Raw genomic sequence first — 26,969 nt, forward strand, 5'->3', positions numbered from 1 at the left:
CTCTATGTCATTTAGCGGCGATGCTTAGGCGTAACCCAAAAACCAAGCCGCCATCGTCCCCCCAGCATGAGGCGCGTTTGGGCCTCGAGCCCCGGAATGGCGCCAAAAACAATGATGGTAAACGGCATAAGCACCCATTGAAAAACCATACTAAAACTCCTCCACTTGCCATAGTGTTTCGGACGCGGCGGCAGAAGAGATGTTGAAATAACGGCAGATGTGATAAGCCCCACCATAGCAAATCGCATAAGCGTCTGTGTAATAACCGGCAAATTATAAGAAAGAAGCGTTGTATTAAACTCTTTCCCTCCCAGATAAATGGGAAGCCATCCCAAGGCAAAAATAATAAGTGCATTGGTCGCCCATGACCAAAACCCCTCCAGCAAGACACCGGTAAAATATATTTTTTGTCTAATGGGAATATTTTTGTTCCGTACAAAATTAAAAAATACATATGGCATATTTTCGACTCCCCATCCCCACCTGCGTTGTTGCTTGTATACATTTTTTACCGTTTCCCAAAATGTAGGGGCAACATTTGCATCCAATGATATTGGATATGAAAGCGGTATTGTACGGTAGTCTCCGTTATACGGAAAAAAATGATTCCAAAAAATACGCGAATCTTCCGATACAATGTTTTTCTGCCAATAGCCGACATCCACAAGTCCGCTTAAACTCATAGAATGAGAAGAAAATGTTGTAAGCCGTTCCGGACGCTCCTGTTGCATCATTTGCCAAAACGTACCCGATGACGCAACCACGCGGGAAAGCATGGGGGCATCCCATATATTATTGTTATATACCGGCACCGGCTGAAATGATGAGCGATACGGTTTTTCTACTGTAAGAAAGTGATATGCTACACAAGAAAAATAATGCGGATACACGCGGGAATCGATATCAAATGCAGAAACAATTACATTTTTATGCGGAATATTTTTCGGATCAATATAGTTCTCTACAATTTCTTTGGCGGCATATGTTCCGTTTGATCCCTTTCCCGCAAGCTCACCCTCTGTGTCCATAGGATGCAATGTTGTAAAAAACATACCGAACTTATCACCATACTCTTCGACAATAACACGCTCTGTTTCAGCGGCCTCCTCTCCGGCGCGCTCCTCCCGAGCGAGAACAATAATCATACGATCTTTCGGCCAGGGCGTTGCTAAAATGGCATCTAAAGATCCTCGCACAACGGAAGCATCTTCTTTATAAAACGGCAGTATAACCAGTTGTTGTAAATGCTCCCACCGCATATTAGCAAGTTTTGAATGCCAATCGATTTCCATATGTTTTTTAAGACGCTTGGCGCTAATACGCATATGCACCGATAAAAATACGGTCTTTATAAGCCAGTACAAATCGAATGTAATGATAAACACAGCCGCCCACACGGGCGCCCGCCACGAAAGAAGGAAAAGTCCTATAAGCGTAGTCCACGCAAGCGCTCCCGGAACAATCTCAAAAAAACGATAAAGACGACGATCGCTTCCCGTTAAGTCATTTGCTTTTGAAATATTGTAATATGTATTCACGCAGGAATTGTACATAAGATAAAGAGAAATGCAAATAAAAACCGGCTTATCTTTTGGATAAGCCGGGATACCTTAATCTTTCCATAAATTATTTGCCGCATACTTCAGCACCACATCCACGCAATACTCACAGTAACCACCGTCAAGCATGCTACGCACCATGGTCCCGTACTTATCTGTTTGCTCTTCATCCCGGGTGCGAGCTTTGGTGATGATGCGGCTAATGTCCCGCACCGAAGCCATGAGCTTTTTTTCTATGGCTTCTTTGAGGGGCTCATAACTCTGGTATGAGATACTCTCACCCCGCCTGCCACACGCCCACAAATAGGCAATCACTTCTTGGCGGAAGCCGTCGGCGGCGGATCCGATAATCGCAATCTGTTCTTCCACCGATTTAAGAAATGCCTCATCCGGCTGAAGCTCTTCACGAGTGTTGGCATCTCTGACTTTAGTTTTATTCACATGCGCCTCGGCGTGGTCCAGATAATTCTGAAACAACGTCTCTGCCTGTTCTTGATATGAATAAACAAACGCTTTGGTAATCTCTTTCTCCACGAGCTCCAGATACTCCTTATGCAAGGTATCCTGGAGAAACTCGAGATACATCTTACGTATGTCGTCAGCCATGTCTTGATCCTTGACCATACTAATCATGGCTTCCCGCACGTTAATCGGGTTAATGCATTTACCGGATTCGGCAAGCGCATTATCAAGCGCTTTCATGATAAAGCGGGTTGAGATACCGAAAAGACCCTCGCGTTTGGCCTCATCGTGCAACTCTTGGATATTGATCTTCTTTGTCCGTCCTTTCTCGACCACTTCTTCGCCGTTATACAGCGCCAGTTTTGTCATTAGATCACACTTTGGAGTCGGTTCGAGTCGGGATAAGACGGCAAACATCGACGCCATCTCTAGTGTGTGAGGCGCTACGTGAGCATCAAAAGACGATTTCTGCAAGATCTTCTGATAAATCTTGACCTCTTCAGACATCCGCAGATTATACGGAACTTTGACGACCACAATACGGTCAAGAATCGCTTCGTTGGTGTGATCGGCTTTGAACTTTTGCCACTCGGCCTCGTTTGAGTGGGCAACAATAACCGAGTCTATATACACCGTGCCGTGCCGTCCGGGCGCAGGGACGAACTTCTCTTGAGTTGCCGTAATCATGGCATGCAGGTATTCTGTTTCATTCTTAAATACCTCAATAAATTCAACCATGCCACGGTTGCCCACATTAAACGCCCCGTTCAGTTCTAGCACGCGAGGATCACCTTCGGAGTACATATCGAGCTTAGAGATATCCTCTGATCCGATCAATACGGACGTATCTTGGTTGTTCGGATCAACCGGCGGAACAACACCAATGCCACGCCGGTTACGTTTAGAAAATTCCACCTGGACGATGGGAAACTCTTCATAGCGTGCGCCAAATTCGTCCTTAAGCCGATGCCGGCAAATGGGACACAAATCTCCTTCGATATGGACATCAAGCATCTTCTCGAATTCCTTGCGCAGATGACGCGGAACAAGATGCAATGGCTCTTCGAACATTGGACAGCCTTCAATGGCATAGACCGACTCGGCTTCTTCCAGACCCCTCTGCAATTTTTCAACCAGCGAGCTTTTGCCCGATCCAACCGGTCCCATCAGGTACAACACCTGGCGACTTTCCTCTCCCTTTAATGAAGCTGAATGAAAATAACGAACAATCCGTGCCGCCGTTCGTTCAATACCAAAAAATTCATCTTTGAAAAAGTTGTAAACCTTGAGGGGTTCATCTTTGTACAAGCGCCCCACTCGTGGATCATCGGATTCGGTGATCTCCGACATACCCTGGGCAATCATCATATTGTACAGACGACTGTGCGCAAGTCGGGTTATGCCCGGATTCTTTCGGACTTCTTCAAGGTAATCGATCAACGTTCCCTGCCATTCTACCCTTTGATGACTCGCCCTGTCCTTGGTAATCATAGTCTCGAACTGTTCCCGTGATGCCTGTTGCTGTGCCATGCTATCCTCCGTATGTTATAGGGTTATATTTCAATTTTAATGAACACATCATCAACTACACCTTACAAAAGCACATAAATATATCTTAGTCTATATATAACGTTATCAAATATTATCGTTTATGATATAGTGTATAGGCACTATTTACAGCTATTCGGTCTGTAGCTCAATGGTAGAGCGCTGAGCTTATACCTCAGTGGTTGTAGGTTCGATCCCTACCAGACCGACAAAAAACTCCCTTTCGGGAGCTTTTTACTTTCTTATACCGCCTGCGCCGGCGAAATACCCATAATTTTATTAAACATATCGCGTTCGATAGTTTCGTGTTCCAGCAAATATTCAGCAATTTCGGCAAGTTTTCCTTTCTTTTCTTTGAGTATTGTTTGCGCCTTTACAAGAGCTTCTTTCATAAAACGCGATACTTCCGTATCCACCTGTGAAGCAACTTCCTCCGAATATTTTTTCTCATGCCCAATGTCGCGTCCGAGAAATACCATGTCGCTTTGATCATCCCAGGCAACCGGACCTATTTTTTCAGACATACCGTACCGTGTTACCAAACTGCGCGCTATAGAAGTTGCCTTGCGGATATCGTCGGATGATCCGGTAGTAAGCTCGCCAAATATAAACTCTTCAGCCGCATACCCTCCAAGAGAAACCGCCAATTCGTCCAAGAAGTGATCTTTTGAGTAGTAATGTTTGTCTTCCGTTGGTAATTTCATAGTATATCCGCCGGCACGCCCACGAGATATAATGGAAATTTTATGCACGGGATCCGTATTGGGAAGCGACGCCGCCACCAGCGCGTGCCCCGCTTCGTGATATGCCGTAATTTTTTTCTCTTTGTCTGAAAATACCTTACTTTTACGCTCCGGTCCGAGAAGTACTTTTTCTATAGATGTAAGAACGTCCATTTGATTCACCTCCTTTCTGTTTTCACGCGCCGCCGCTATAGCCGCTTCATTTACAAGATTTGCCAAATCGGCTCCGGAAAATCCGGGCGTACGCTCCGCAATACGACGCAAATCAATATCGCCCGCCATATGCTTTTTTATCACGTGCACCGCTAAAATAGCTTCTCTGTCTTTAATATCGGGCAAATCAAGAACAACCCTTCTATCAAACCGTCCCGGGCGAAGAAGCGCCGGATCAAGCACGTCCGGACGGTTCGTTGCCGCCATTACAATTACTTGGTCTGATGTTTCAAATCCATCCATTTCGGTAAGGATCTGGTTAAGCGTTTGTTCACGCTCATCATGTCCGCCACCGAGACCTGCACCACGATGACGCCCCACCGCATCAATTTCGTCTACGAATATAATAGAGGGAGCGGTCTTCTTCGCGGTACGAAACAAATCCCGTACACGACTTGCGCCCACACCCACAAACATTTCAACAAATTCGGAAGCCGACATATGAAAAAACGGCACGCCAGCCTCTCCCGCAACCGCTTTTGCAAGCAGTGTTTTTCCCGTACCGGGACTTCCCATAAGAAGTACTCCGCGCGGAATGCGAGCACCGATATCCAAAAATTTCTTCGGATTTTTAAGAAAATCCACAATTTCTTCAAGTTCCTCCTTTGCTTCTGCGGATCCGGCAACATCCTTGAATGTAACACGATCTCCTTTTTTATCCTGCGGATTAATAACGCGTGCCCGCGACTGGCCAAACATCATAGCCTGTCCATTCGAACGCTGAACCTGCCGCATGGTAAGCCAGATAAATAAACCGATAAGCAAAATAGGAAGGAGAAACGGCAGAACGGTCGCCGCCCAAAACGCAAGTCCCGACGGCTCCTTTACTTCGATTGTTATGCTTTCCAAAAGCGCCGGACTGACGCCATAATTTACGAGCGTTTCCGTAAGAGCCGCGTCTGATTCTTTCTTTGTCGTCTGCACAACCTCATTAACAAGAGTTATTTCAAGCTTATCTTGCTGTACGGTTATACGCTCCACGTCACCAGCCTTGATTTCCGTTACCAGACGGGACAGCGTAATTTCCTCCGGCTCCTCGTTGGTTACAAATGAAGCATAGACCGCCGTTAGAATGAAAAAAATTAAAACGGCGTAAAGGATATTCTTTCCGAATAACGTAACCGGATTTTTCATTATGGGCTTTTTAATGGGATTTTTCATGAATTATGTTATGTGAATTAATCAATAGAAACATACAGATAAAACGTCTCTGTTATACTCCAGGGTACAATTATTGTACCACAATGGCAAGGATTTATCGTAATTCTTTTTCTATATCGATCTCCGCCATTTCCGCCAAATCTGATTTTTGAGGCTGATTTTTTCGAAGCGCCGAAGATAATTTGGCAAGTATAATTCCTACCTCCGGGACAACTCCCATTGACGATGTGGCGATTCCCTTTCGAAATACAAGTTTAAAGATACGCGGTACCCCTTGAGCAATGCTACTGCCGAAACGCGGCACGGAATCTACAATAAGAAACTCGCCATCATTTTTTATATCTTCCATGAATATACCCGCCCGGATATATGTAAGTTCGCTTGTTTCATGATTATATCTGTAAATTCCCGTTTGCAGAGGAAGCGTCATTTTCTGTATACCATGCGGCACAAGAGCGATATGCGATAGTGGCAAACGTTGCTTTATCGCCGCATTTACTTTTTCAAAATCGAATTGAACATCAATGCCAAGGTGCGCCGCTATATGGAAAAACTCCATGGGCGGTACTCCCTGCATCATCAACATTTGCGAGTGCATAGGAAATGCTCCGGTAAAGCGCGGATTACATTCTATAGGATACAGGTCATGTGTTTCTTTGTTGTAAATAAAATCAATACCAAAAACTCCCTTGTATCCCTTACGTGATAGGTATAATCCTATTTCCTCTACAATATGCTGTGCCGTTTTTACCGTTTCATCCGGCCATGAATGAAAAATCCAATCATTACCAAGAAATGTTCCCGTTGCCGCACTCCCGTGTAATGATTCCGGTACATCTATTAACTGCAACTGCAAGGTAGACGTAAGAACGCCGCGCGCCGTAACGCATCCAAGCATGGAAGGCGCAAAACCTTCTATAAAAGGAGAGATGAGAATCTCATTGAAACGATTATCACCGGAAAGAATATCTCGGCACATATGCCAATCATCCTTCGTATGCAAAAAGAATGTTCCCAAATTACCACTCACTTCAAGATCCGCTCGCTGAACCACCACCGATGTTTGCCACTTACCATGCAAATCATCATATGATAACTTCAAAAACTCTTCGCGGGACATGCGCCATTCCGGCATAGTAGGAAGTTTTAGCTGTTTTATAAGATCACGAAACTCCCCTTTAAGCTGTGTTCCCTCATAGTTTTTTGGCGTATTACCTATCCAATCAATACCAAGCTTATCAAGCGTTTCCGCAGTTCGCCTAGTTGCTAAATTAATCATGAGCCGGTAGGGTTTTTTCCACGATTTGAGAAATCCTTGAAATATATAATTATTCACCAGATAACCAAGGGCATGTACTTTAGCGGCAATCCGCGGATGATGTTCTTCCAGACAAAAAATCTTTGCATGTTTCCGCAACATGTCCAAATCGACACTGTCTTTGACGCAATAAATAGCGTAGTTATCGAGAAAAAGCGCCGGTATAATACGATTATACGGCTCTATCCCTACAGCTATAATTGTTTTTTCCTGCATGTTCTTCAGTACATCTCCCAGATTATGAATATACTTTTGCCATGCCAAGAAGCGTGTCTTGTCCATAAAAATATACTACTCACATTATGTCATGCTTATATATAAACTTAAACATCACATCATGTGATTATACACTGATCCAAATATGATAGTGGGGCAGAATGCGATTGCATCTGCCCCAGAGTTTATGCAGCAACTATTTCCACCACGGAAGCGACTGAATGAATTTTTTCAATTGGCGGGAGTTGCCCCTTCACCGGGGCGTCAGAAACAAGAAAATGAACTGCCGTCATTGACTCAAGGACCGGGAGGTCGCCATGTTCCTCCTCCACCGCCTTCCGGTGAACAAAGTAGGATTGTTGATCCTCAATATCCCACACGCGGCCGGTGCCGGTAACACCGTTAAAATACATAACCACCCCGCGGTGCCATTGATCGCTTTTCGGATTTGGCACCTCCGGCGGATTCCAAGCTACAGCGGGCACCTTATGTTTTTGCATAACTTTCTCGATGCTTTCCGCGGCATATCTGGTAACCAGATCGCCAACTTGGTCCCATATGCCGGAGAACGAAGCTCCCGGATAGGCGTTAGACGCTTCTAACGCCACCACGTCATACCCGCCGCGCTTTTTAACGGCTTGACCAAGGAAAATCTTCTCAACGTATTGAAAAAACTTTCCCCTCCAAGTGACAATTGACCATTCTTCCTGGACAAACGATCCATCCTTGTAGATCGTTAGAAGATCTACATTATCTTTCCCTGTTTCCCGAGTATGTGGAATGTCTACACCGCGATATCCTTGACTCCATCGGACCGGCACTGCCATGGTAAAGGACGTCTGTCCCGTTACCTTTTTTGGTTCTCCTTCCTTTCGAGCATTAAACCAAAAGCGTTCTACTACGGGTTCATCCTCTTCACGCCCGCTGGTATCCACCGTAAAGATGATTTTATCTGGCGTTCTCCCGGTGAGCATAATCTTTCGCCACATCGCTTCACCGCTTGATGTGGAATAAGCATTCCGGGTTCCGGCAAAATCGCTAACCGTCATGGTCACTCCATGGAAATTAATCGAAGAATTCATATTCTCTCCTTTTGTCAAAGTTTTTTATTCTGGTAAGAATTTATCATACTTTATTACTTTTGTCAATAGAATTCGTCTGTTTCATTCATAAAAACTCTTATTTTTTGGGCATTTTTCAAACTTTATAATGATATTCTCGATAGTTATGTATATGAACAAAAAAAGCCCGATTAAGGGACTTTAGGCGGCAATTTGATACCGATTTTTTATATAATATTTTTTTAATTCGGAAAAAAGGCGCATTGCCTCCTTCTCCTGCGGCTCCTTTTTTTGGGGCGCGAAAAGCAAAATGCCTCTGTCTCCATATTTTTCAAGAGCTATTGAAATTCCCTCCCGTGAACTCTTAACATCCACATTAAACCGAAACCCTCCTTCCGCATCGGACGCAAGACCAAAAAAATCAATACCGCGTCTGTCCGGCGCACTTTGTTTTAATGTTTCTTCAACCCATGCGATAAATCCGTGAGCTTGCAGATATCGAAATAATTCTGCCACATAATCCTGGGACGCCTTTCCTCTTTTCTCTCCCTGAACCTCTTTACAAAGCGCGACCACCCGCTCCCATTCCCGTTTCCCTTTACACCTCCTGTATATCTTAGGGCCATTGTAATCCTTAACATCATTCGCCTTTATACCCGGGGAACTCATGGGCTGTATGGTCATACAAATACTACCTGCGCGTGATGGCGGTACATACACGCATACAGTAGTGCAGATAGTACTCCGCATACTTTCTTCCTGATAGCACATGATCCACGTCCTCCTTTGGAGTATTTGAAGCGATTAATTTGTTTTATGATAACAATTTCATTCCATGACACACTACTGTGGATATCTTTACATGTCAATATGATCGCAAAATTCCTATACTGTATGTATGGAGAAAAAGAGAAAATCGTTCATAGATGGACGGGACGCCCTTAATATACTTAGGGAAGCGTTTACGTCCCGTGATAAAAAAACACCACCCTTTTCGGGACATATTGCGGAACTTCAAAAATCACTGCACGGCCCCGAAGCGCATACCGTAGCTATTGATACCGAGAAAAGCAGTGATACCCTTAACGAAACTCCGCCTTTAACAACCAATCTGGGAGATGTATTTAAAAGGGCAAAACAAAAAGCCGAAAGCAATGCCTCATCTTCCACGGAAACAAATCCTTCGTTGAAAAACGGAGAATTACCGCCCGAAAAAACACCGGGAGAAAACGCCACCCTGCATAATGCCGCGGCCAGAATATTACGCGGGGAAACGCCGCTTCCCCATGAACAAGAGGTTCTTGAAAATGAGCTCGAGAAAGCCGGTATTAATGAGGAAGTCAAGACGGAAAAAGAACTCTCTCCTGAAAAAAATAGCCCCGGTATCTCTGATAAGGAACGTAATGAATATGTGGACAGATTATTGACTCGCATGAGAAATGGCACCGGAAAGGGGTACGGACAAGGTCAGGGCGCAGGGCCGGGATATGAAGAAACGTGGTTGCGAGGATGGATGGCGGAACAAATGGCGGAACATGCTAATAGTCCTTCCATACAGGAAGAAATACGCGCTATTGGTGAGCGCGCTCTTGCGTTGGAGAAAGAGAAAAAAAACGCTGACGATGCCCCCAAAATGCCCCCCGCTCCCATCCCGGAAACGGATTCCAAAGAGGTGGTAACATTAGCGGATCATTCTCCAGATACCGAAGAAGACAAAAAAGAAACGGGGAACAATCTTCCCGAAACCATCCTTATAACACCGGAAAACATTCCCGTACCCGAAGAAAATGCTCTTGCGATCGTACAGGATACTCATCCTAAGTCTGATGCGGTGTCCGAGCAAGTTGATACGCCAATGGAAGAACACCCTCCGGTAAAGGAAGGTCTTAAAAAAACGGAACAAGTTGCATTATTTATCCAAAAATATGATGCATTATTGGAAGCACTGGAGACAAAACGCCCTACCGCCGAGGAACAACTTGAACGTCTTGCTCGTGGCATTGCCCAAAGGACGCAATTTAATGTTAGGGAAATTGAACAACGTTTGGCTGATGCGGAAGATGACGGAGACAAGGTAATGTACGAAAAAGCAATTGAACTCATTAAGGAAGAAATCACCCCAGACGAAGAATCCTTCGCCCAAGAACATGTAAACGCATCAGAAAAAAAGGAAGAAGATATACCGGAAAACATTCCCGTACCCGAAGAAAATGCTCTTGCGAGCATAGCGAAAAAAACGGAACATCCTCCGGAACAGCAAGAAGAATACTCTCCGATAAAGAAAGAAGACCTACCGGAAAAACCATTACGTGAAGAGAAAGAGGAGGAAGAGAAGGAGAAGGAGGAAGAGAAAATAGCCCGACTTGGTGTGGCATGGAAAGCCCTTAATGAACAAGTAGAGGAAGAGCGGAAAAAGCAGGAAGACGCGGAAAAGAAACGGAGAACAGATACCACAAAACGGGAGCAACCACTGGATCCAAATGATCTCCCCTCTGAAAAAAAAGAGCAAACGGATACTCCTAATACCGAAAACATCACGGCACACCGTGAGCAACCGATGTCTCACATAACTCCGCGCGTTGAACAAGTGTTTAAAACATCGGGTATTCCGCTTGAACATATTAGGGAGATTCCCGGATATGAAAAGCTCTCCGAGGGACAACTTATTCTTCTCTGCCGCAACATACAAGAGATGACTGTTGGTTTTGTGCATCGAGAAGCACATACGCAATTCGAACAGGACGCAAATACATCAGATGCCACGAAGTGGCTATCGGAAAAAATGGAAAGTTTTATTGACACAAAAGCAAAAAAATATCCGTGGATGGAACAACTTTACAAAGGCCTTGCCATTGGAAGCACGTTTACACATTTCCTTGGCAACGCATGGCACCGTGCTACGGAAGATGTTCAGCTTGAAAAGCGCCGTGAACATGCCCTTATGAACAAAGAGCTTTTCTTTAATGATCCAACTACGAAAAATCATATACGCATACTTGCGGACCGCCTACAGGAAGGACCTGACGTTATTATTCACGGAAAAAATATCGAACTTCATTATTTATCAGAAAATATAATGGATCCCTATTGGGAAAAACTTCCCGCTCATGACCGCATTAAGGCAAAAGCCATTCTCACTTCATTTAATAAATCCGTATGGAAATTCCAAGAAACTCCTTTCGCCAAAGATAAAGAACATAAAAAAGAAAAAGCATTTGTAAAAAACCGCGATAAACTTCTTGCCGTTATCAATAACCCCGATTTTTCAGCCTACATGACACGCATTGAAGGAGTGGCACGTGAACAAAAATTTCTGCGTAGTAACGAAGACGCCGCTAAGTACCTTGCTTGCGTGGAAGATAAATCGGCATTGTGGGCGGCCTACGGAAAGATGGCATTGGAAAGAGGTACGAGCGTCGTACTGGGGCGGACCGTACGGGCCGGCATTAACGGTTTAACCGGTTTTATTGCATATCCGCTAGCAGGCGCCGCCGGAGCTGCTGTTGCGGGAGTCGGCGTTCATGGTCTTTTGCGCAGGGGACGCGTTCGTCGGGAGGAAACCATTAAACGCGAACAGGGCGTAACAAATGCACTTCGCCCATATATGAACGCTAGTAATCTTAGTCGTCGTTTCGAAACGCTCCTTTCCCGAACGGAAACAACGACGGATAAAAAGAGTCGTGAAAGAAATCTTCTCTTCCTTGAACGACTCGTACACGCCACGGAAGGACGCGCCGAAGAAGGTCTTATTACCTATGGAGAAAAAGAGAAAGCCGGATCAGTGGAAGTAAACCGTTATGAACTTGGTATGCATATTGCAAAAGCACGCGTTTTACTTGCCCAAGAACATCTTGATAAAGAAAAATCATCCCTGTATCAAAAACGTATTAATGCCCTTTCTAAGGGCTGGGAAAAGAAATTAAAGAAAAAGGAACATGATGCTATTGTAGACCGCGTTAAATATGCGGCCATGTACAATGCTGTGTTTTCCGTGGCAGGCGCCGCACTAAGCGATACATACGAAACATTTGTTAAGTTAAACGGAAATATAGTGGACACACCCGAACTTGCCGCGCCTCGCGCGCCTGCTTCACCACGTTTTTCTTCAACGAACAGTGATATGTCGCCCGAAGAACTCATAACAAAACCCCCTCCTCTGCCTGCGAATACTTCCCCCGATGATAGTTATCGATATAATCCGGAAGGAAAACGTGATCCATTTTCTGTTCCGGAGACGGTACATAAAGCAATGACCGAAATTCCGGCAACGGAAGAAGATGCGCGCGAAATAGTCCAAAAAACGCATATGTCGGTCGTTCGTGAGGGGGAAAATGTCTGGCGCGCCACCCGCCGCTTTATTGAAAGCGATACCCTTACAAATAAGGAATGGGCGGAAGCATGGGGTAATTCTCCCGATATTCATGATAAAGATCTTGTTTATGCCGGAACTGCTGTTGAATATGATGCGGGAGAAAAGAAATTTATTGTTTCTCGACATTTGGCGGAAAAAGAACCGACCTCATATGCCGCCCTGGGAGAAAAACCCCCTACCCCATCAGAAACATCATCTCATGAAGCGGTGATTGCCGCCCAAAAAGAAGGAGCCGCTATTCTGAAAAGCCCCATCGAAGAAAGCAGTGTGTCATTCAAAGATGCCATTACGCATCCGAAAAAATTTGCTGATACATTTAGGGGAGAAAATTTATACGTTCAGGACGCTGTTATTGGTAATATTCAACGCCGTGTAAGCGACTTACGCAGTCTTGGTGAAAGTCTTTACCAAGAGGAGATCTCCCAGGGAGATGATTTAATGAGCAAACTCCTTTCGAATGCGTCCTACCAAGAAAACCAGAAGCAATGGCTTCGCCTTCAGTCAATATGGGAGAAAGATCTTACTCTTAAAAAAGAGGCCTTCCACGCATTAATGGAATGGCGGGTTGAGGATTTTCGCTCCATGAAACATGCTCTCACGGAAGGGCGCACGGAAGGCGGCGCAATCGGCAAAATACTTTATAATCAAATAATGAAAACGGGAGACGGCATACTTAAACTACTGGAAGGCATTGATAAGCGTATTCCGCGCAACATCCCCGAAGGCACTACCCTTAGTGATGCACTTCGGCGCACCGTTTAGTTAATTTCGTTTATTTTTGACTTCTCTTTGGTTTTTTTTCTATAGTGCCTCTATGGATACGGAGACATTATTTGCCCATGCACTAAATACCATTCCCGAATTAGGTCCTCTGCGCATGCGTTCTCTTAAGAATTATTGCGGTTCTTTTACGGAAGCATGGCACTCCCCCCGTATACGCATAGAAGAAGCTCTGGAGAATAAAAAAATTGCCCATAGCGTTTGTCAAAAACGAAAAAATATTTCTCCCGAACATTTATGGAAAGATATTACCTCCTCCGACATAACGGTCCTTCTTCCCGACTCTTCCCTATATCCAAGACGTCTCCATACCATACCGGCTCCTCCTCAAATTTTATACCTAAAAGGAATTCTTCCGGCCGAAGACACTCCCGCCATAGCCGTTGTCGGCACGCGTCATCCGACGCAATACGGAAAAGATATGTGTGATAATATTGTACGCGATCTCTCTCACGCCGGTATTTGCATCGTATCCGGTCTCGCTATCGGTATAGACGCTCGAACACACATGGCGTCCTTAGATGCAAGCGGTCATACGATCGCCGTTGTAGGATCAGGACTGCATCAAAACGTTCTGTATCCCGCATCCAACAGAAAACTCGCAGATGCCATCCTGTCTTCCGGAGGAGCTATTATATCCGAATATCCACCATCCCTTCGCGCCGCCACCTGGACATTTCCCCAAAGAAATCGTATTATCGCCGGGATTAGCGATGCCACCCTTGTAATAGAGGCGAGAAAACAGAGCGGTACGCGCATTACAGCCAATTACGCATTGGAGTACGGCAGAGACATATTTGCCGTTCCCGGACCTGTCTATTCTCTCTATTCCGAAACACCTCACATGCTTATCAAAGAAGGAGCAGGACTTGTTACATCAGCTGATGATATTCTCTCCACCTTACCCGGATATACACCGCCCATTAGTACGACATCTTCCGTTGATACTCTTTCATCCGAAGAACATCTTATGCTTTCTTTATTATCCGAACCTCGAACAATAAACGATCTCGTGCATGCCACAAAAAAATCTTCCGCTGATATAACACGCATTATAAGCATGCTTGAAATAGGCGGGAAAATAAAAAACAATGGCGCCGGCACATACCACAACGTATAATTACACACATGAGTAAAAAGTTAATCATCGTAGAATCACCCACAAAAGCCCGCACCATCTCCCGCTTTCTCGGAAAAAAATATTCCGTAGAATCCAGTATGGGGCATATTCGTGATCTACCGGCATCACAGCTCGGTATTGATGTTGATAATGATTTTGAACCACACTATGTTATCTCGCGAAAAGTACAGCCTCAAGTAAAAAAACTGCGGGAACTCGCAAAAAAAGCGGATACCATTATACTTGCAACTGATGAAGATCGTGAAGGAGAAGCTATAGCGTGGCATCTTACTTATGCTCTTAAACTGCATGAGGAAAAAAATGCCGAAAAACATGTCGAGCGTATTGTATTCCATGAGATAACCAAACATGCCATCGAAGAAGCTCTTGAACATCCGCGCTCAATCAATACCCATCTGGTAAATGCCCAACAGGCCCGGCGCATTCTCGACAGAATCGTCGGTTATAAACTTTCTCCCTTTTTGTGGAAAAAAATTGCCAAGGGACTTTCCGCCGGACGTGTGCAGTCCGTTGCTGTTCGTCTTATAGTTGAGCGTGAAAAAGAAATTTCCGAATTTAAGCCGGAAGAATATTGGACAATCACCGCGCACTTCGCCGGAAAACAACCCTTTACCGCGCGCCTCTACAAAGCGAATGGGGTTATTGTCCCCCAACGCGGTATTACGACAAAAAAGGAATCGGACGTTATTTTGAAAAATCTCGAGCAAGCGGCATACACCATTACATCCATCGAAAAAAAGGCGAGTATGCGAAATCCCCGTCCGCCCTTTACCACAAGTACCCTCCAACAGGCCGCCTCAAGCCGTTTTGGGTTTTCAGCAAAACAAACCATGCGCCTTGCTCAACAATTATACGAAGGTATTGTTATAGACGCTAAAGGTGCCGTAGGTCTTATAACCTATATGCGTACGGACTCGCTCAATCTTTCAGAAGAGGCCCTTTCACACGCTAAAACATTTCTTACCGAATCATTCGGTGAGAAATATGCTCTTCCGGAACCCCGCCGCTTTAAAACAAAATCAAAGGGAGCGCAGGAAGCTCATGAAGCAATTCATCCCACCGACATCACACGTACACCGGAATCGATAAAAGACAAACTTGAACCGCGTCAATATAAATTATACGAACTCATCTGGCAAAGATTTTTAGCAACTCAAATGCCGCCGGCACTATTTGATGCCACAACCATTGATATAAATGCCGACGACTATACATTCCGCGCCACCGGATCCGTTCTTATATTTGATGGATTTCTTGCCGTATATCCCATGAAAACGGAAGATACGCTTCTGCCGGTTCTGAAAGAACATGACGTTCTTTCTCTTGAGAAACTTGCCTCCGAACAGCATTTCACCGAACCTCCTCCGCGATATTCGGAAGCATCACTCATTAAGGCTCTGGAACAAAACGGCATCGGACGGCCATCCACCTACGCACCCACCATAAGCACTATCCAGGATCGCGGCTATGTGGAACGTAATGAAGCAAAACGCCTCCAGCCTACGGAAATGGGTGGTATGGTAAATAATGTTCTTGTAGAACATTTTCCAAATATTGTTGATATTGCATTTACAGCGGATATGGAAAACAAGCTAGACGATGTCGCAGAAGGAAATACTGAATGGGTAGCCCTTATCCGTGACTTCTATCTCCCCTTTGCGAAACGTCTTGAGGAAAAATATGAATCAGTCGAGAAAAAAACAATGGATGAAGAGACGGATGAACTATGCGAAAAATGCGCCAAGCCTATGATTATAAAACATGGACGGTTTGGGCGGTTTATGGCATGTTCCGGCTTTCCTGACTGCCGTAATACAAAACAACTTCCCCAACATACGCTCGGCATTACTTGTCCCGTATGTAAAAAAGGTGATATTATTCCTCGCCGCACAAAGAGCAAACGCATGTTCTACGGATGCTCCGAATATCCGGCATGTGATTTTGCTTCCTGGGATAAACCAACCCCCCAAAACTGCTCCGTTTGCGGGTCACTCATGGTAGAGAAAGGCAAAAAAATTATATGTTCGGACAAAGAATGTCGTACTCGAGACTAAGTTATAATTTTTAATTTTCGTATCCTACATTTGATAACTATTATGTAAACCATGTCGTGGTCTCATTTCACATCCCTTCTTGTAAAAGAAGGCTATTCTTCCGCTGACTCTTTTTTTATTGAAAGGGCTTTTATCTTTGCTGAAAAAGCCCATGCAAAACAAAAACGATCTTCAGGGGACCCTTATATGACACATTGTATTGCAACGGCAGAGCACACCGTTCGTCTTCATATGGATGCAAAAACAATAGCGGCCGCCCTACTGCATGATACTATCGAAGATTGTTCCGTTTCCGTAAAAACACTCGAAGAACAATTTGGTGCCGATGTTGCCTTTCTTGTTGAAGGTGTCACGAAAGTATCTCACGTACGCCACAAGGGTACGCAACGTCATCTGGAATCTTTGCGAAAAATGTTTCTTGCCGTTGCGGAAGATGTGCGCGTGGTTATTATAAAATTAGCCGATCGTCTTCATAATATGGAAACGATCCAATTCGTACGTCCCGAAAAACAAGGACGTATTGCCCTCGAGACGCTGGAAATCTACGCACCCATAGCGTACCGGCTCGGCATATGGGATATAAAAAGCCGTCTTGAAGATCTTGCTTTCCCTATCGTTTACCCCGACGAATATAATATGACACGTAATTTTGTCGAGGAGCGCGTTTCCGAAGGGCGCGCATATCTTGAAAACCACGTAAAGCCGTTTTTAGAAAAAGAACTTGCGGAAGAGCGTATTCATTTTTCCTCTATAGGAACTCGCGAAAAAAATTTATACAGTACATGGAAAAAAGCTGTCTCGTATGATATGGATTTTGATCGCATTACCGATCTTCTTGCCGTTCGCATTATCGTTTCCACCATAGAGGATTGTTATCGTGTCCTTGGCATTATTCATGTGTATTGGAAACCGCTCCCCGGACGTATAAAAGATTATATTGCTCTACCTAAACCAAACGGATATCGCAGTCTCCATACCACCGTATTTTGCATTAATAATGCCATAACAGAATTTCAAATTCGCACGCGTGCCATGCATGAAGAAGCAGAGCACGGCATTGCCGCGCACTGGGCATATACGGAATCGGGAAAACCGAAGGGAGGAGGATCGGTAACACACGCCACAACATGGATTCAGGATCTTCGTGAATGGCAAAATACCATAGACCCGACTGACGATGGTGAAACTCTTCTTGAGCTTCTTAAAATAGACTTTTTCCGTGATCGCATTTTCATTCTTACACCAAAGGGAGAAGCTATTGATCTTCCCGCTGGCGCTACTCCCATCGATTTTGCCTACCGAATACATACTGACATAGGAAACCATATGATAGGCGCCAAAATAAACGGAAAAATGGCACCATTTTCGGCAGAACTCGTATCAGGAGATACGGTGGAAATCCTTACCCAGAAAAAAAGAAAGCCTAGCTCCGAATGGCTTTCTTTGGTAAAAACATCTTTAGCACGCACGCAAATTCGTACCGCCCTTCGCAGGGAACCCGACACAACTCCTTCCCCTATCCGTATTCTTCCGGATGAACACCCTCTCCGTCATCTTCATATTACGGCACGTAACCATGTAGGCCTTTTAAACGATATTTCCCGCGTATTTACCCACTTTCGTATTCATATTCAAAATATTTCCATGAACACTAATAATAAATCATTTCCGATTTTTGTGGTTTCCTTTCGTCCGCGCGATAAAAAACAATTACAACATGTTATTACACGCCTCAAAACGATTACTGAAATTCAAACCGTTTCCGTACGTGATAAAGAATAACAGATGGAATGCACTATAGCCGGATATTATACCGTGAACGAATCCGTATCATCTGATGAGTGTTCCGCCGATTCTACCGGCAATTGAACGGCAACAGGATCTGACTGATGAGAAGATGCGTAACGCGCTTCTTCCGCGGATATGCCGGATACGGGAGCATCCACCGTACGCACTTCTCCGCCAACCATCAATGATTCTTTCCTTTCTTCATGAAGACGCGCCATCAATCCCGTTAAATGTTCGAATTCTTCGTCCGAAAAAAAATCTATTGAAATACGTCCTTTTCCTTCGCGCGATCTTCGCACTGTGACACGGGTTCCTAACGCACCGGCAAGTTCTGTCTCTACCTGTTTTGTTGTTGTGTCGTAAGCACGCCTTTCTATCTGTACTTTTCGCTCAGGAGAAACACCCACACGCGAAACAATATCATGAAAAGCGCTCTCCACATCGCGCGCAGAAAGACCACTGGCGAGAATCGCATGAAAGAGATTTTTTTGCTCTTCCGGCGCATGTGCCAAAGAAATAAGAGGACGTGCTTGCCCTTCCGTAAGACGTCCTTGTATAAGCGCATCCTGAACATATTCGGGAAGCGCCATCAAACGTACTGTATTTGCAACCGACTCACGACTCTTTCCCACCCGAGCGCCCACTTCCCGCGGTGTTAACTTGAATTCATCCATTAAACGCTTATATGCGCGCGCCTTTTCCATCGGATTCAAATCTTCCCGCTGTAAATTTTCTATAAGCGCAAGTTCCAGTTTTATTTTATTAGACTCCTCCCGCCGGACAATGGCAGGCATTTGTTGTAATCCTAGATAGGAAGCGGCGCGATATCGCCGCTCTCCCGCAATAATTTGATATTCGACACGTGTTCCGGTAGGAACATCTATTTCCTCTTTAGAAACAACAATTGGTTGCAGTACGCCATACTGTCGAATGGAGTCGGCCAACGATTTTATTTTTTCCTCGTCAAAATGCGTCCGCGGCTGATGCGGATTTGGTTTTATTTTTGCTACCTCCACCCAAAAAACACTCTCTTTGGGCTGTTCTTGTGCGATAGGGTTTAGTTGTTCGACCACCGAAGACTCCGAACGATACACTGAAGGAGAAGAAGTCCCGGAAACACCGACTTCTTCTCCTGAAGTATGTTCCTTTTTTCTCTCATTATCATCCCCTCCCAAAAGAGCATCGAGTCCTCGTCCTAAAACATTAGACATAATATAAACAGTTAAATTTTATATAGTTATCCTACTAGTCCGATTATTTCTTCTGTTAATTGGCAATATGCCTTGGCGCCATGAGAATAAGGGTCATATTCAAGGATTGTTTTTCCAAAACTAGGCGCTTCCGCCAATTTAGTATTGCGTGGAATGACCGTTTTAAACACGTAATCCACCGCATTACCCCTCACCTCCTCCAGTATAGCACGAGAAAGCTTTGATGTTCTATCAAACATGGTAAGAACCACCCCCATGACGCCAATTTTTTTACGCGTCCGCATATTCAATTTTTGTATAGTACGCACGAGCTCGGTCATCCCCTCTAGGGCATAATAATCGCACTGCACCGGAATAATAACATGATGAGCGGCAAGAAAGCCGTTAATAGTGAGAATACCCAATCCCGGCGGAGCATCAATAAAAATAAAATCATATTCGCGCGTAATAGGCAAAAGCGCACGATCAAGGTATGTCTCACGATACCGCGTATTCGCAAGTTCCACAGCGGCGGCGGCAAGATTGGGAGACGACGGCATAAGAAACAGATTGGAAATATTTGTTTTCTTTATCGCATCGCGCGCCGGAATAGCACCGATTATAACTTCATATGTTGTGGGTGTATCATCCATTCTTTGTATGCGTCCGGAAAGAGCGGATGTGGCATTCGCCTGCGGATCAAGGTCCACTAAAAGTACTTTTTTCCCGAGTGCCGCCATATATGCCGATATATTCAGTGTCGTTGTTGTTTTCCCCACACCCCCCTTCTGATTTGCAAAAATAATAGTCATTCAATCAGTATAAAGAAGAACGCCCAAAGAAGAAAGAATTGAAAACTGTGTAAAAACAGGGTATATTGCATACACATATATTGCTTGGGCAAGTGTCGGAATTGGTAGACGATCACGACTCAAAATCGTGTGGCCGTATGGCCGTGTGGGTTCGAGTCCCACCTTGCCCACTCTTTACCAGTAAGATTTGGTTGTGGTTGTTTCGCACGAGTGCGCCAACCGCGACGATGTGTTGAGGGTAATTCATATACGTTAAACTAGAGAGTAGATATCCTACTGTCTTGTAAAAATGGTGTAATATCTTCTGCTGGGATTTCGCGACCAATTGAAACTTCGGGTGTATATATTACGCCATGCCAGTCGCTTCCACCGGTGATATAGAGCCCCAATTTCCTGCCGAGATTTCTTAATGTGATGACTTCGTCTTCGGAATGTTTTGGGTAATAGACCTCTAATCCTAAAAGTCCCTCCTTTGCGAGGTTGGCTAATATTTCCTCATATGCTACATGTCCAAGCTTTCGTAACTCTCTCCCAGAATGAGCCAAGACAGGGATGCCACCTGCGCTGGCGATAAGCTGAAAACTTTCTTTTGGCGTCATCATCCACGTATCATCTTCCTGTTCTATAAAAACATACTTCCTCAAAACATCTTTAACGGTGATATTTCCTTTAAGATGTTGCGCTACTATTCTCGCGATAGTGTTTCTGCTCACATAGGCTTCATGTCCGGCGAGTCTGAGCGATTGAAAATCCATTCTCAGGTCTGGAAGTAATTTGTTAATTTTATCAATTATTGCGATTGCCCGACGATTATAGCCATCAATCGTTCGCTGCAGATTCTTATTCAATATTTCTCGATTGAGTTGTCTGCCATACCCAAGGATATGCAAAGAGAAGTTACTTCCAGACATACGATACAATGTAGAAATTTCTACACCATCGATATACTGAATTTGGTTCTTTTCCGCATACGTTTTTATACTTGCGGTGTCTGGAAGGAAATTGTGATCAGTAATTGAAAAGATGGAGGTTTTCTTGTTTCTTGCCTTATCTATGATTTCTTCCGGCGATAACTCACCGTCGGAAAAATATGAATGTGTGTGCAAATCTAAATACATATACAAATGATATTTTATATTATAACAAAAAGCTCCCGTCGGGTTAAATTTTCCGGCGGGAGCGTGGGTTCAACGCGAGCGAAGTGTATGACACAAGGACTGGTAATCTGCCTTAAACTGATCGCCGTGAATAACGAGATTGAAAAGACTCTCATACCAGTTCATGAGCAGCACGCCACGCTCAAAGTCTATTGACTTTTTGCAAGCGGACAAAAAATCGATGGCAGTCGTTGAATCCACTCCATAGAATCGATCAAATGCCTCGAAGCATCCCTCAAGATTCGATGGAGGGATGACATAATCTGTTCTTAGCCTGCATGCTTGATATGTAAGCGCATTTCCTGGACCGTGTAGCAACTTGCTGACGAATATTCTTCCTTCTTCTCCGTTAAATGACCGTACGAGTTGGCGTCTACATATCGTTCTGTTGTCATGAAGTACATAGGCTGTAAGGTCAGCGAAGGAAAATCTGTGGACAGCGGTACTAATTGGTGTCACGCGGAAAACACCTTTGATGTCGCGACCGAAGACCAGTGATGGATTATATCGCGGATACCACAATGGAGAATTCCGATCAACAAACTCATCGACCGTGTGAGGCACCAGGTCTGTATCCTGGCCGGTCTTTTCCGTCAACGAGCGCCGTATGTCTCGCAATGTGCGATAATGCTCCGCATCCACGATACCGAAATTGCTCTCTACAATGACAGCAACATCCATATCTACGGATAGTTCGTTGTAGAGCCATGATCCATATATCCTAGCACTCGAGATGCAAGGTGCATTTTGCAGGACTTCTTGAACATTCTGAAGAATTAGTTCGCGTTCTTCATTCATTTTCATTACCTCCGTTTTGTGGTTGTAAATGTACTGCTTTGAGAAACCCGCTATGAATTTCTCACGGCGCTACCGTAACACAATTTCTCACTTGATACAAAAGACCCTGCGTTAAAAATCCGCCGTGCATTCCTCATTGAATCCTGCCGCCCGCGCGTCAGCGGAGGCGGGCAGCGGGGCGGGAGAGCGTACGATTTTGGTCAGAGCCACCACACGTTCCGCGCGGCACATTGTCAGCGATAGTATTGGTATAAAGCCAAAAAATTGCTAAAATGTAGTTAGCGGAACATCCACAGGTCAAAACTAGCTGCTTTTTTCTGAAAAACCATATAGAATTAAGTTATGGGCGTTGGCCGTCCGGCGCGCCAAGCCCAAAATTAAGCTAATTTTTATGAGCAATAAAACTTACAAAACTTTAGACCTGTTCGCCGGTATCGGAGGAATCCGAATGGGCTTTGAACGCGCCGGATTTGAAACAGTTTTTTCCAACGACTTTGACCCTTACTGCAAGCCAACCTACGATCTGAATTACAAAACGGCGCAGCTCGCTGTTGGCGACATTCAAAAGATAAAAAGTTCGTCTCTGCCTGCTTTTGATATTTTACTCGGCGGATTTCCTTGTCAGCCGTTTTCTGTTGCGGGTTACCGGCGCGGATTTCTTGATACAGGCAGAGGCGATTTATTTTTTGAAATTGTAAGGATTCTGCGGGACAAAAAGCCGTCCGCGTTTTTGCTTGAAAATGTAAAAAATCTAAAATCACACGACAAGGGCAAAACATTCAAAATTATTTCGGACGCGCTTGCCGACCTCGGCTATCATGTCAAAGTGAAAGTTCTAAACAGCATGGAATACGGGAATGTCCCGCAGAATCGCGAGCGTGTTTATATCGCCGGTTTCAAATCAAAAAAAGCGCATGATGTTTTTGAATTTCCGGAGCAAACACCGCTTACAAAAAGTATTTCCGATATTTTGGAGGAGTCGGTGGACAGTAAATATTACTACAACGACAGCACGCTTTATAAGCAACTCAAAGAAGCGATAAAATCACCGAATACAGTTTATCAATGGAGGCGAGCTTATGTGCGCGAGAATAAAAGCGGTGTTTGTCCGACACTTACCGCAAATATGGGAATGGGCGGACACAATGTTCCGCTTGTCAAAGATAAAAAAGGAATTCGGAAACTTACACCTCGGGAATGCGCGCGTTTGCAGGGCTTTCCCGAAAGTTATAAACTTCCGAAAGATTTGCCGGACACCAAGCTGTACAAACAGTTTGGTAATTCTGTCACGGTTTCCGTGGTAGAGAGGGTCGCAAGGCAGATGATGAAAGCCCTGCAAACAAACAATAATTATGTTTATAGAGAGCCAGTCAAAAGAACAACGAGAGTATTACGAACGGCTGCTTAAAGCGGTCGGTTCACTCTCAAAATTATTTTCCGAAGCGCCGGAGCCGTATATTGCATACCGCGCAGCGGAAAATTTGTTTTGCAAGGCGTTTGAAGCCGAAAACCTTTCGCGTTCGGATGCTTCCGCTGATGCCTCAAAGAATAAAGTCGGTTTCGGAATAAAAACATTTTTGCACAAGAACGGAAAGTCGTTTGAAAAAATTGCCGAATTCAACAGCGACCACTCGCTTTTTCGCGCACTCGGCACCGAAGAAAAAATCAGAAAAATTGCAGAGCTTAGAAATGAGCGCATAGAAACGACAAAGCGCATTTTCGGGCTTGAACAAATTATTTACCACTGTATAACGCGGCAGGTCGGAAAAATTCTTGTCTACGAAACTCCGGCTCCGCTAATTAAAATTGACGAAATAAAAGACCTGAAAGCGAACGGAAACACAATCCAGTTTTCCGACCCGTCCGCAGAGTATTCTTTCAATGTTGCAAAAAGCACCCTGTATAAGCGGTTTATTACGCCCGAAAATGTGCTTCTTGAAGTTCCGGTTAGAATTCTTGAGGACCCGTTTGACGAGATTGAAAAACTTATAACAGAAGCGGGACTAATTTTTGCTCCGATAAAAGTCCAGCCACATGTATTTCTTCCGCTGTATTCTACGCGGGGAGGAGATAAAAAGGTTCCTGAAAAAAGCGGACTTAATCAGTGGAACGCGAGTGGCCGTCCCCGCGATCCGAACGAGATTTATATTCCGATACCGGCATGGCTACACAGAAAATTTCCGAACTTCTTTCCTCCCCGCGACCAAGCATTTGAACTCACTTTGCCCGACAGGGCGACAATGAGCGCAAAAGTTTGCCAAGACAACAGCAAGGCGTTAATGAGCAATCCAAACTCTGCTCTGGGCAAATGGCTTTTGCGCGATGTTCTCAATCTTTCGGAGCGGGAACTGCTGACTTATGACAAACTTCAGGCAATCGGGCTTGATACTGTCGTTATCTACAAGACTGATAATCATACTTATGACATTGATTTTACGCGCATTGGGTCATACGAAAAGTTTTTGAATGAAAACGGTGAATCCGGCGAGGAGGAAATCTCTGACGATGAGGAGGAATAATCGCTATGGACAAAATAACGAGGGAACAACGGAGCCGAAATATGGCGGCTATTCGGAGCAGAGGAAATCAGACTACGGAAATTGCTTTTTCAAAACTGCTCCGAGCAAACAAAATTACAGGCTGGCGCAGACATAGCCGCCAAGTTTTCGGCGTTCCCGATTTTATTTTTCAGAAGGAAAAGGTGGCGATTTTTATAGACGGCTGCTTTTGGCACGGGTGTCCGCGGTGTAAAACACAACCAAAAACAAATACAAAGTATTGGAAACAAAAAATCGCCAACAATCAAAAAAGAGACAAGCAGGTCAAAAAACAACTTATTCGGGACGGGTGGAAAGTTTTTCGGTTTTGGGAGCACGAGGTAAAAAAGAATCCGAATCGTGTTATGGACAAGATTGTTTTTTGACCTTTCCGCCGCAAATTTAGGCGAACAGGCAAAAAGGAAGGGGATTGGGGGGAAGGAATTTTTGCCCGCCCGAGCGTCAGATTTCGTTTCTGCCACGCGAAGCGCGGCAATCGGTCAGATGTTTCGTTCAAAAAATGTTCGAGCAGAGTCGTATAATTCCACCAGATAGCCCCTCAAAAATCAAAAAGTTTTGTGTTGGTGTATTTATACAACCACGCTCGAACGCATTTTACCAAGAATTAAAAATACCCGTAAAAAATCCTTTACAAACCCTATGCGTTTTCCTGAGCATCAAGAAACACTCCCATCCTGTTCCATTTTTGCCACCTAAGCTCCGACTTGGTGACGATTTTTTTTATGCTTTTTAAAAGGGCTTGGTACTCTACCAAATCCATAAAATAGAATAACAGCCACGCAGTTGGTGCCAACAACACCAGATTTCGATGAAATTTTACCTTCGGATCAGAAATTATTTGAAGTACTATTACTCCCGTTAGCAGTGTAATGACAAATGCGAGTGGTACAAAGTCATTTGTATAAAACGTATATGTATAAAAGATTATGAGCAGAATACCCTCGCATAACAGTAAGAGTTCCGCAAAAAGAGCTATCGGAAGAATAAGAAAGCTTAAGTAAGATTTATGCGTCTTTCTTAAACTAAAAAAAAGACTTCGGTGTTTCCAAAATGTGAGCAACCGACCAAGCTTCCAACGAAGGCGTTGCTTACACAAACTCATAAAATCTGATGGTCCCTCAGTAAACACATACGCATCGGATGCGTAACGAACATGATACCCGAAAGCTTGTAATCGTGTAGAAATTTCAATATCTTCAGTAATCATATTTACATCAAAATTACCGATTTCGGCGAACACGCTTTTTCTGTATGCGGCCGCGGCACCTCCAACTATATACACAGCGTTAAACAGTGAGTCTGCTCGTTTAAAATAAAAGCCGTAAAGATACTCGAGTTGTTGTATTAAACAAATTGGATTTGATCGATTACCAATGACAACGTTTCCAGCAACAGATGCAACGCGCATATCGGCAAAGTGTTTTACAATATTCTTAATGGCATTTTTATCCATAATGCTATCTGCATCAACGGTCATAACGATCTCATTAACTGCAACTTCGAGCGCTTTATTTAATGCTCGTGCCTTGCCCCCATTTTTAATTTTCAGATAACGAATTTGTACCCCCGAATAAAGATTCTCTTTTTGACACTTGTTCAAAAAATCTGTCACTGTTTTGTGTGTATTGTCTGTTGATCCGTCATTTACCACCACAAGTTCCATCTTTGGATATTTTGTGTTTAATACGGACTTTATCGTCTTCATAATCCCAACCTCTTCATTCCATGCAGGAATTATAACCGAAACGCTTGGGAAAAAGTTTTCTTGCCTTCGTATCGATCTGGCGTGTTCAACTACAGAATAAAAAGGTGCTATAAGTAACTGTATAAAATATTTTAGGATAATTGGGGCAAATAAAAGCAATACTAAAAATCGAATCGACTCAAACCCTTCAAGGGGTACAAAATCTTTTGACCACGCAAAATAAAACACCAGTATTGTTGGTATATAAAGAAATAAAACAAACGACACAACAACTAAGGATTGTTTAAAATTACGGAAACTCATCATATAGCTTAAGTTACAAATATGACCCAT

19 protein-coding genes and 2 tRNA genes are annotated in these 26,969 nt (G+C 44.2%); 10 read left to right on the plus strand and 11 right to left on the minus strand.

What is annotated here, in order from left to right; translation table 11 throughout:
• Positions 1–11 precede the first annotated feature (11 nt).
• Complete coding sequence (locus COU90_00465) at positions 12–1,553, minus strand: hypothetical protein (protein PJE64731.1); 1,542 nt, start codon at positions 1,551–1,553, stop codon at positions 12–14.
• 57 nt (positions 1,554–1,610) lie between these two features.
• Positions 1,611–3,551: a serine protein kinase gene (locus tag COU90_00470; protein ID PJE64732.1), complete on the minus strand. Its 1,941-nt coding sequence runs from the start codon at positions 3,549–3,551 to the stop codon at positions 1,611–1,613.
• A 155-nt stretch (positions 3,552–3,706) separates the two neighbouring features.
• Here COU90_00470 and COU90_00475 point away from each other — a divergent pair.
• A tRNA-Ile gene (locus COU90_00475) sits at positions 3,707–3,781 on the plus strand.
• 30 nt (positions 3,782–3,811) lie between these two features.
• On the opposite strand, the gene COU90_00480 is transcribed toward COU90_00475, so the two are convergent.
• From COU90_00480 to COU90_00495, 4 genes are all read right to left on the minus strand, one after another.
• Positions 3,812–5,659 carry a cell division protein FtsH gene (locus COU90_00480; protein ID PJE64874.1) on the minus strand — a complete coding sequence of 616 codons (1,848 nt, stop codon included), beginning with the start codon at positions 5,657–5,659 and terminating at the stop codon, positions 3,812–3,814.
• Between the two features lie 121 nt (positions 5,660–5,780).
• Positions 5,781–7,286: a hypothetical protein gene (locus COU90_00485; protein PJE64733.1), complete on the minus strand. Its 1,506-nt coding sequence runs from the start codon at positions 7,284–7,286 to the stop codon at positions 5,781–5,783.
• Positions 7,287–7,405: 119 nt separating this feature from the next.
• Positions 7,406–8,269 (minus strand): hypothetical protein, encoded by an 864-nt coding sequence (locus COU90_00490; GenBank protein ID PJE64734.1) that lies wholly within the window; start codon positions 8,267–8,269, stop codon positions 7,406–7,408.
• A 213-nt stretch (positions 8,270–8,482) separates the two neighbouring features.
• A complete protein-coding gene (locus COU90_00495) occupies positions 8,483–8,965 on the minus strand; it encodes a hypothetical protein (protein PJE64735.1) in 483 nt (160 codons plus the stop codon).
• Between the two features lie 214 nt (positions 8,966–9,179).
• Between COU90_00495 and COU90_00500 the strand changes: the two genes are divergently transcribed.
• Genes COU90_00500 through COU90_00515 form a run of 4 tightly spaced genes read left to right on the plus strand, consistent with a single transcriptional unit; the run spans position 9,180 to position 18,410 of the window.
• Positions 9,180–13,415, plus strand: coding sequence for a hypothetical protein (locus COU90_00500; protein PJE64736.1), 4,236 nt, complete (start codon positions 9,180–9,182; stop codon positions 13,413–13,415).
• A 52-nt stretch (positions 13,416–13,467) separates the two neighbouring features.
• Positions 13,468–14,553, plus strand: coding sequence for a DNA-protecting protein DprA (gene dprA / locus COU90_00505; GenBank protein PJE64737.1), 1,086 nt, complete (start codon positions 13,468–13,470; stop codon positions 14,551–14,553).
• An 8-nt stretch (positions 14,554–14,561) separates the two neighbouring features.
• A complete protein-coding gene (locus tag COU90_00510) occupies positions 14,562–16,628 on the plus strand; it encodes a type I DNA topoisomerase (protein ID PJE64738.1) in 2,067 nt (688 codons plus the stop codon).
• Between the two features lie 51 nt (positions 16,629–16,679).
• Positions 16,680–18,410 carry a hypothetical protein gene (locus tag COU90_00515; protein ID PJE64739.1) on the plus strand — a complete coding sequence of 577 codons (1,731 nt, stop codon included), beginning with the start codon at positions 16,680–16,682 and terminating at the stop codon, positions 18,408–18,410.
• Positions 18,411–18,436: 26 nt separating this feature from the next.
• Here the strand turns inward: COU90_00515 and COU90_00520 are convergent, their stop codons facing one another.
• Positions 18,437–19,627 (minus strand): hypothetical protein, encoded by a 1,191-nt coding sequence (locus tag COU90_00520; GenBank protein ID PJE64740.1) that lies wholly within the window; start codon positions 19,625–19,627, stop codon positions 18,437–18,439.
• Positions 19,628–19,653: 26 nt separating this feature from the next.
• Entirely contained in the window at positions 19,654–20,418 is a 765-nt protein-coding gene (locus COU90_00525; protein PJE64741.1) for a hypothetical protein, read from the minus strand.
• 86 nt (positions 20,419–20,504) lie between these two features.
• Between COU90_00525 and COU90_00530 the strand changes: the two genes are divergently transcribed.
• Positions 20,505–20,588 (plus strand) — tRNA-Leu (locus COU90_00530).
• Positions 20,589–20,675: 87 nt separating this feature from the next.
• Here the strand turns inward: COU90_00530 and COU90_00535 are convergent.
• Together COU90_00535 and COU90_00540 are read right to left on the minus strand one after the other, a co-directional pair.
• Positions 20,676–21,536, minus strand: coding sequence for a hypothetical protein (locus COU90_00535; GenBank protein PJE64742.1), 861 nt, complete (start codon positions 21,534–21,536; stop codon positions 20,676–20,678).
• Positions 21,537–21,605: 69 nt separating this feature from the next.
• A complete protein-coding gene (locus tag COU90_00540; protein ID PJE64743.1) occupies positions 21,606–22,379 on the minus strand; it encodes a hypothetical protein in 774 nt (257 codons plus the stop codon).
• A gap of 385 nt (positions 22,380–22,764) precedes the next feature.
• Between COU90_00540 and COU90_00545 the strand changes: the two genes are divergently transcribed.
• Genes COU90_00545 through COU90_00560 form a run of 4 tightly spaced genes read left to right on the plus strand, consistent with a single transcriptional unit; the run spans position 22,765 to position 25,465 of the window.
• Positions 22,765–23,781, plus strand: a complete 1,017-nt coding sequence (locus COU90_00545; protein ID PJE64744.1) for a DNA (cytosine-5-)-methyltransferase — start codon at positions 22,765–22,767, stop codon at positions 23,779–23,781.
• Positions 23,726–24,892: an NgoFVII family restriction endonuclease gene (locus tag COU90_00550; protein PJE64745.1), complete on the plus strand. Its 1,167-nt coding sequence runs from the start codon at positions 23,726–23,728 to the stop codon at positions 24,890–24,892. The genes COU90_00545 and COU90_00550 overlap by 56 nt, the downstream gene beginning before the upstream one ends.
• A gap of 5 nt (positions 24,893–24,897) precedes the next feature.
• On the plus strand, positions 24,898–25,296 hold the full coding sequence (locus COU90_00555) for a very short patch repair endonuclease (protein ID PJE64746.1): 399 nt from the start codon (positions 24,898–24,900) through the stop codon (positions 25,294–25,296).
• The gene (locus COU90_00560; protein ID PJE64747.1) at positions 25,286–25,465 is read left to right on the plus strand and encodes a hypothetical protein; all 180 of its coding nucleotides are present in this window, start codon (positions 25,286–25,288) and stop codon (positions 25,463–25,465) included. Before COU90_00555 ends, COU90_00560 begins: the two co-directional genes overlap by 11 nt.
• Before the next feature lie 103 nt (positions 25,466–25,568).
• On the opposite strand, the gene COU90_00565 is transcribed toward COU90_00560, so the two are convergent.
• Entirely contained in the window at positions 25,569–26,969 is a 1,401-nt protein-coding gene (locus COU90_00565) for a glycosyltransferase family 2 protein (protein ID PJE64748.1), read from the minus strand.

The sequence above is a fragment of the Candidatus Ryanbacteria bacterium CG10_big_fil_rev_8_21_14_0_10_43_42 genome, assembly GCA_002793915.1.
Taxonomy (GTDB): domain Bacteria; phylum Patescibacteriota; class Minisyncoccia; order Ryanbacterales; family 2-02-FULL-48-12; genus 1-14-0-10-43-42.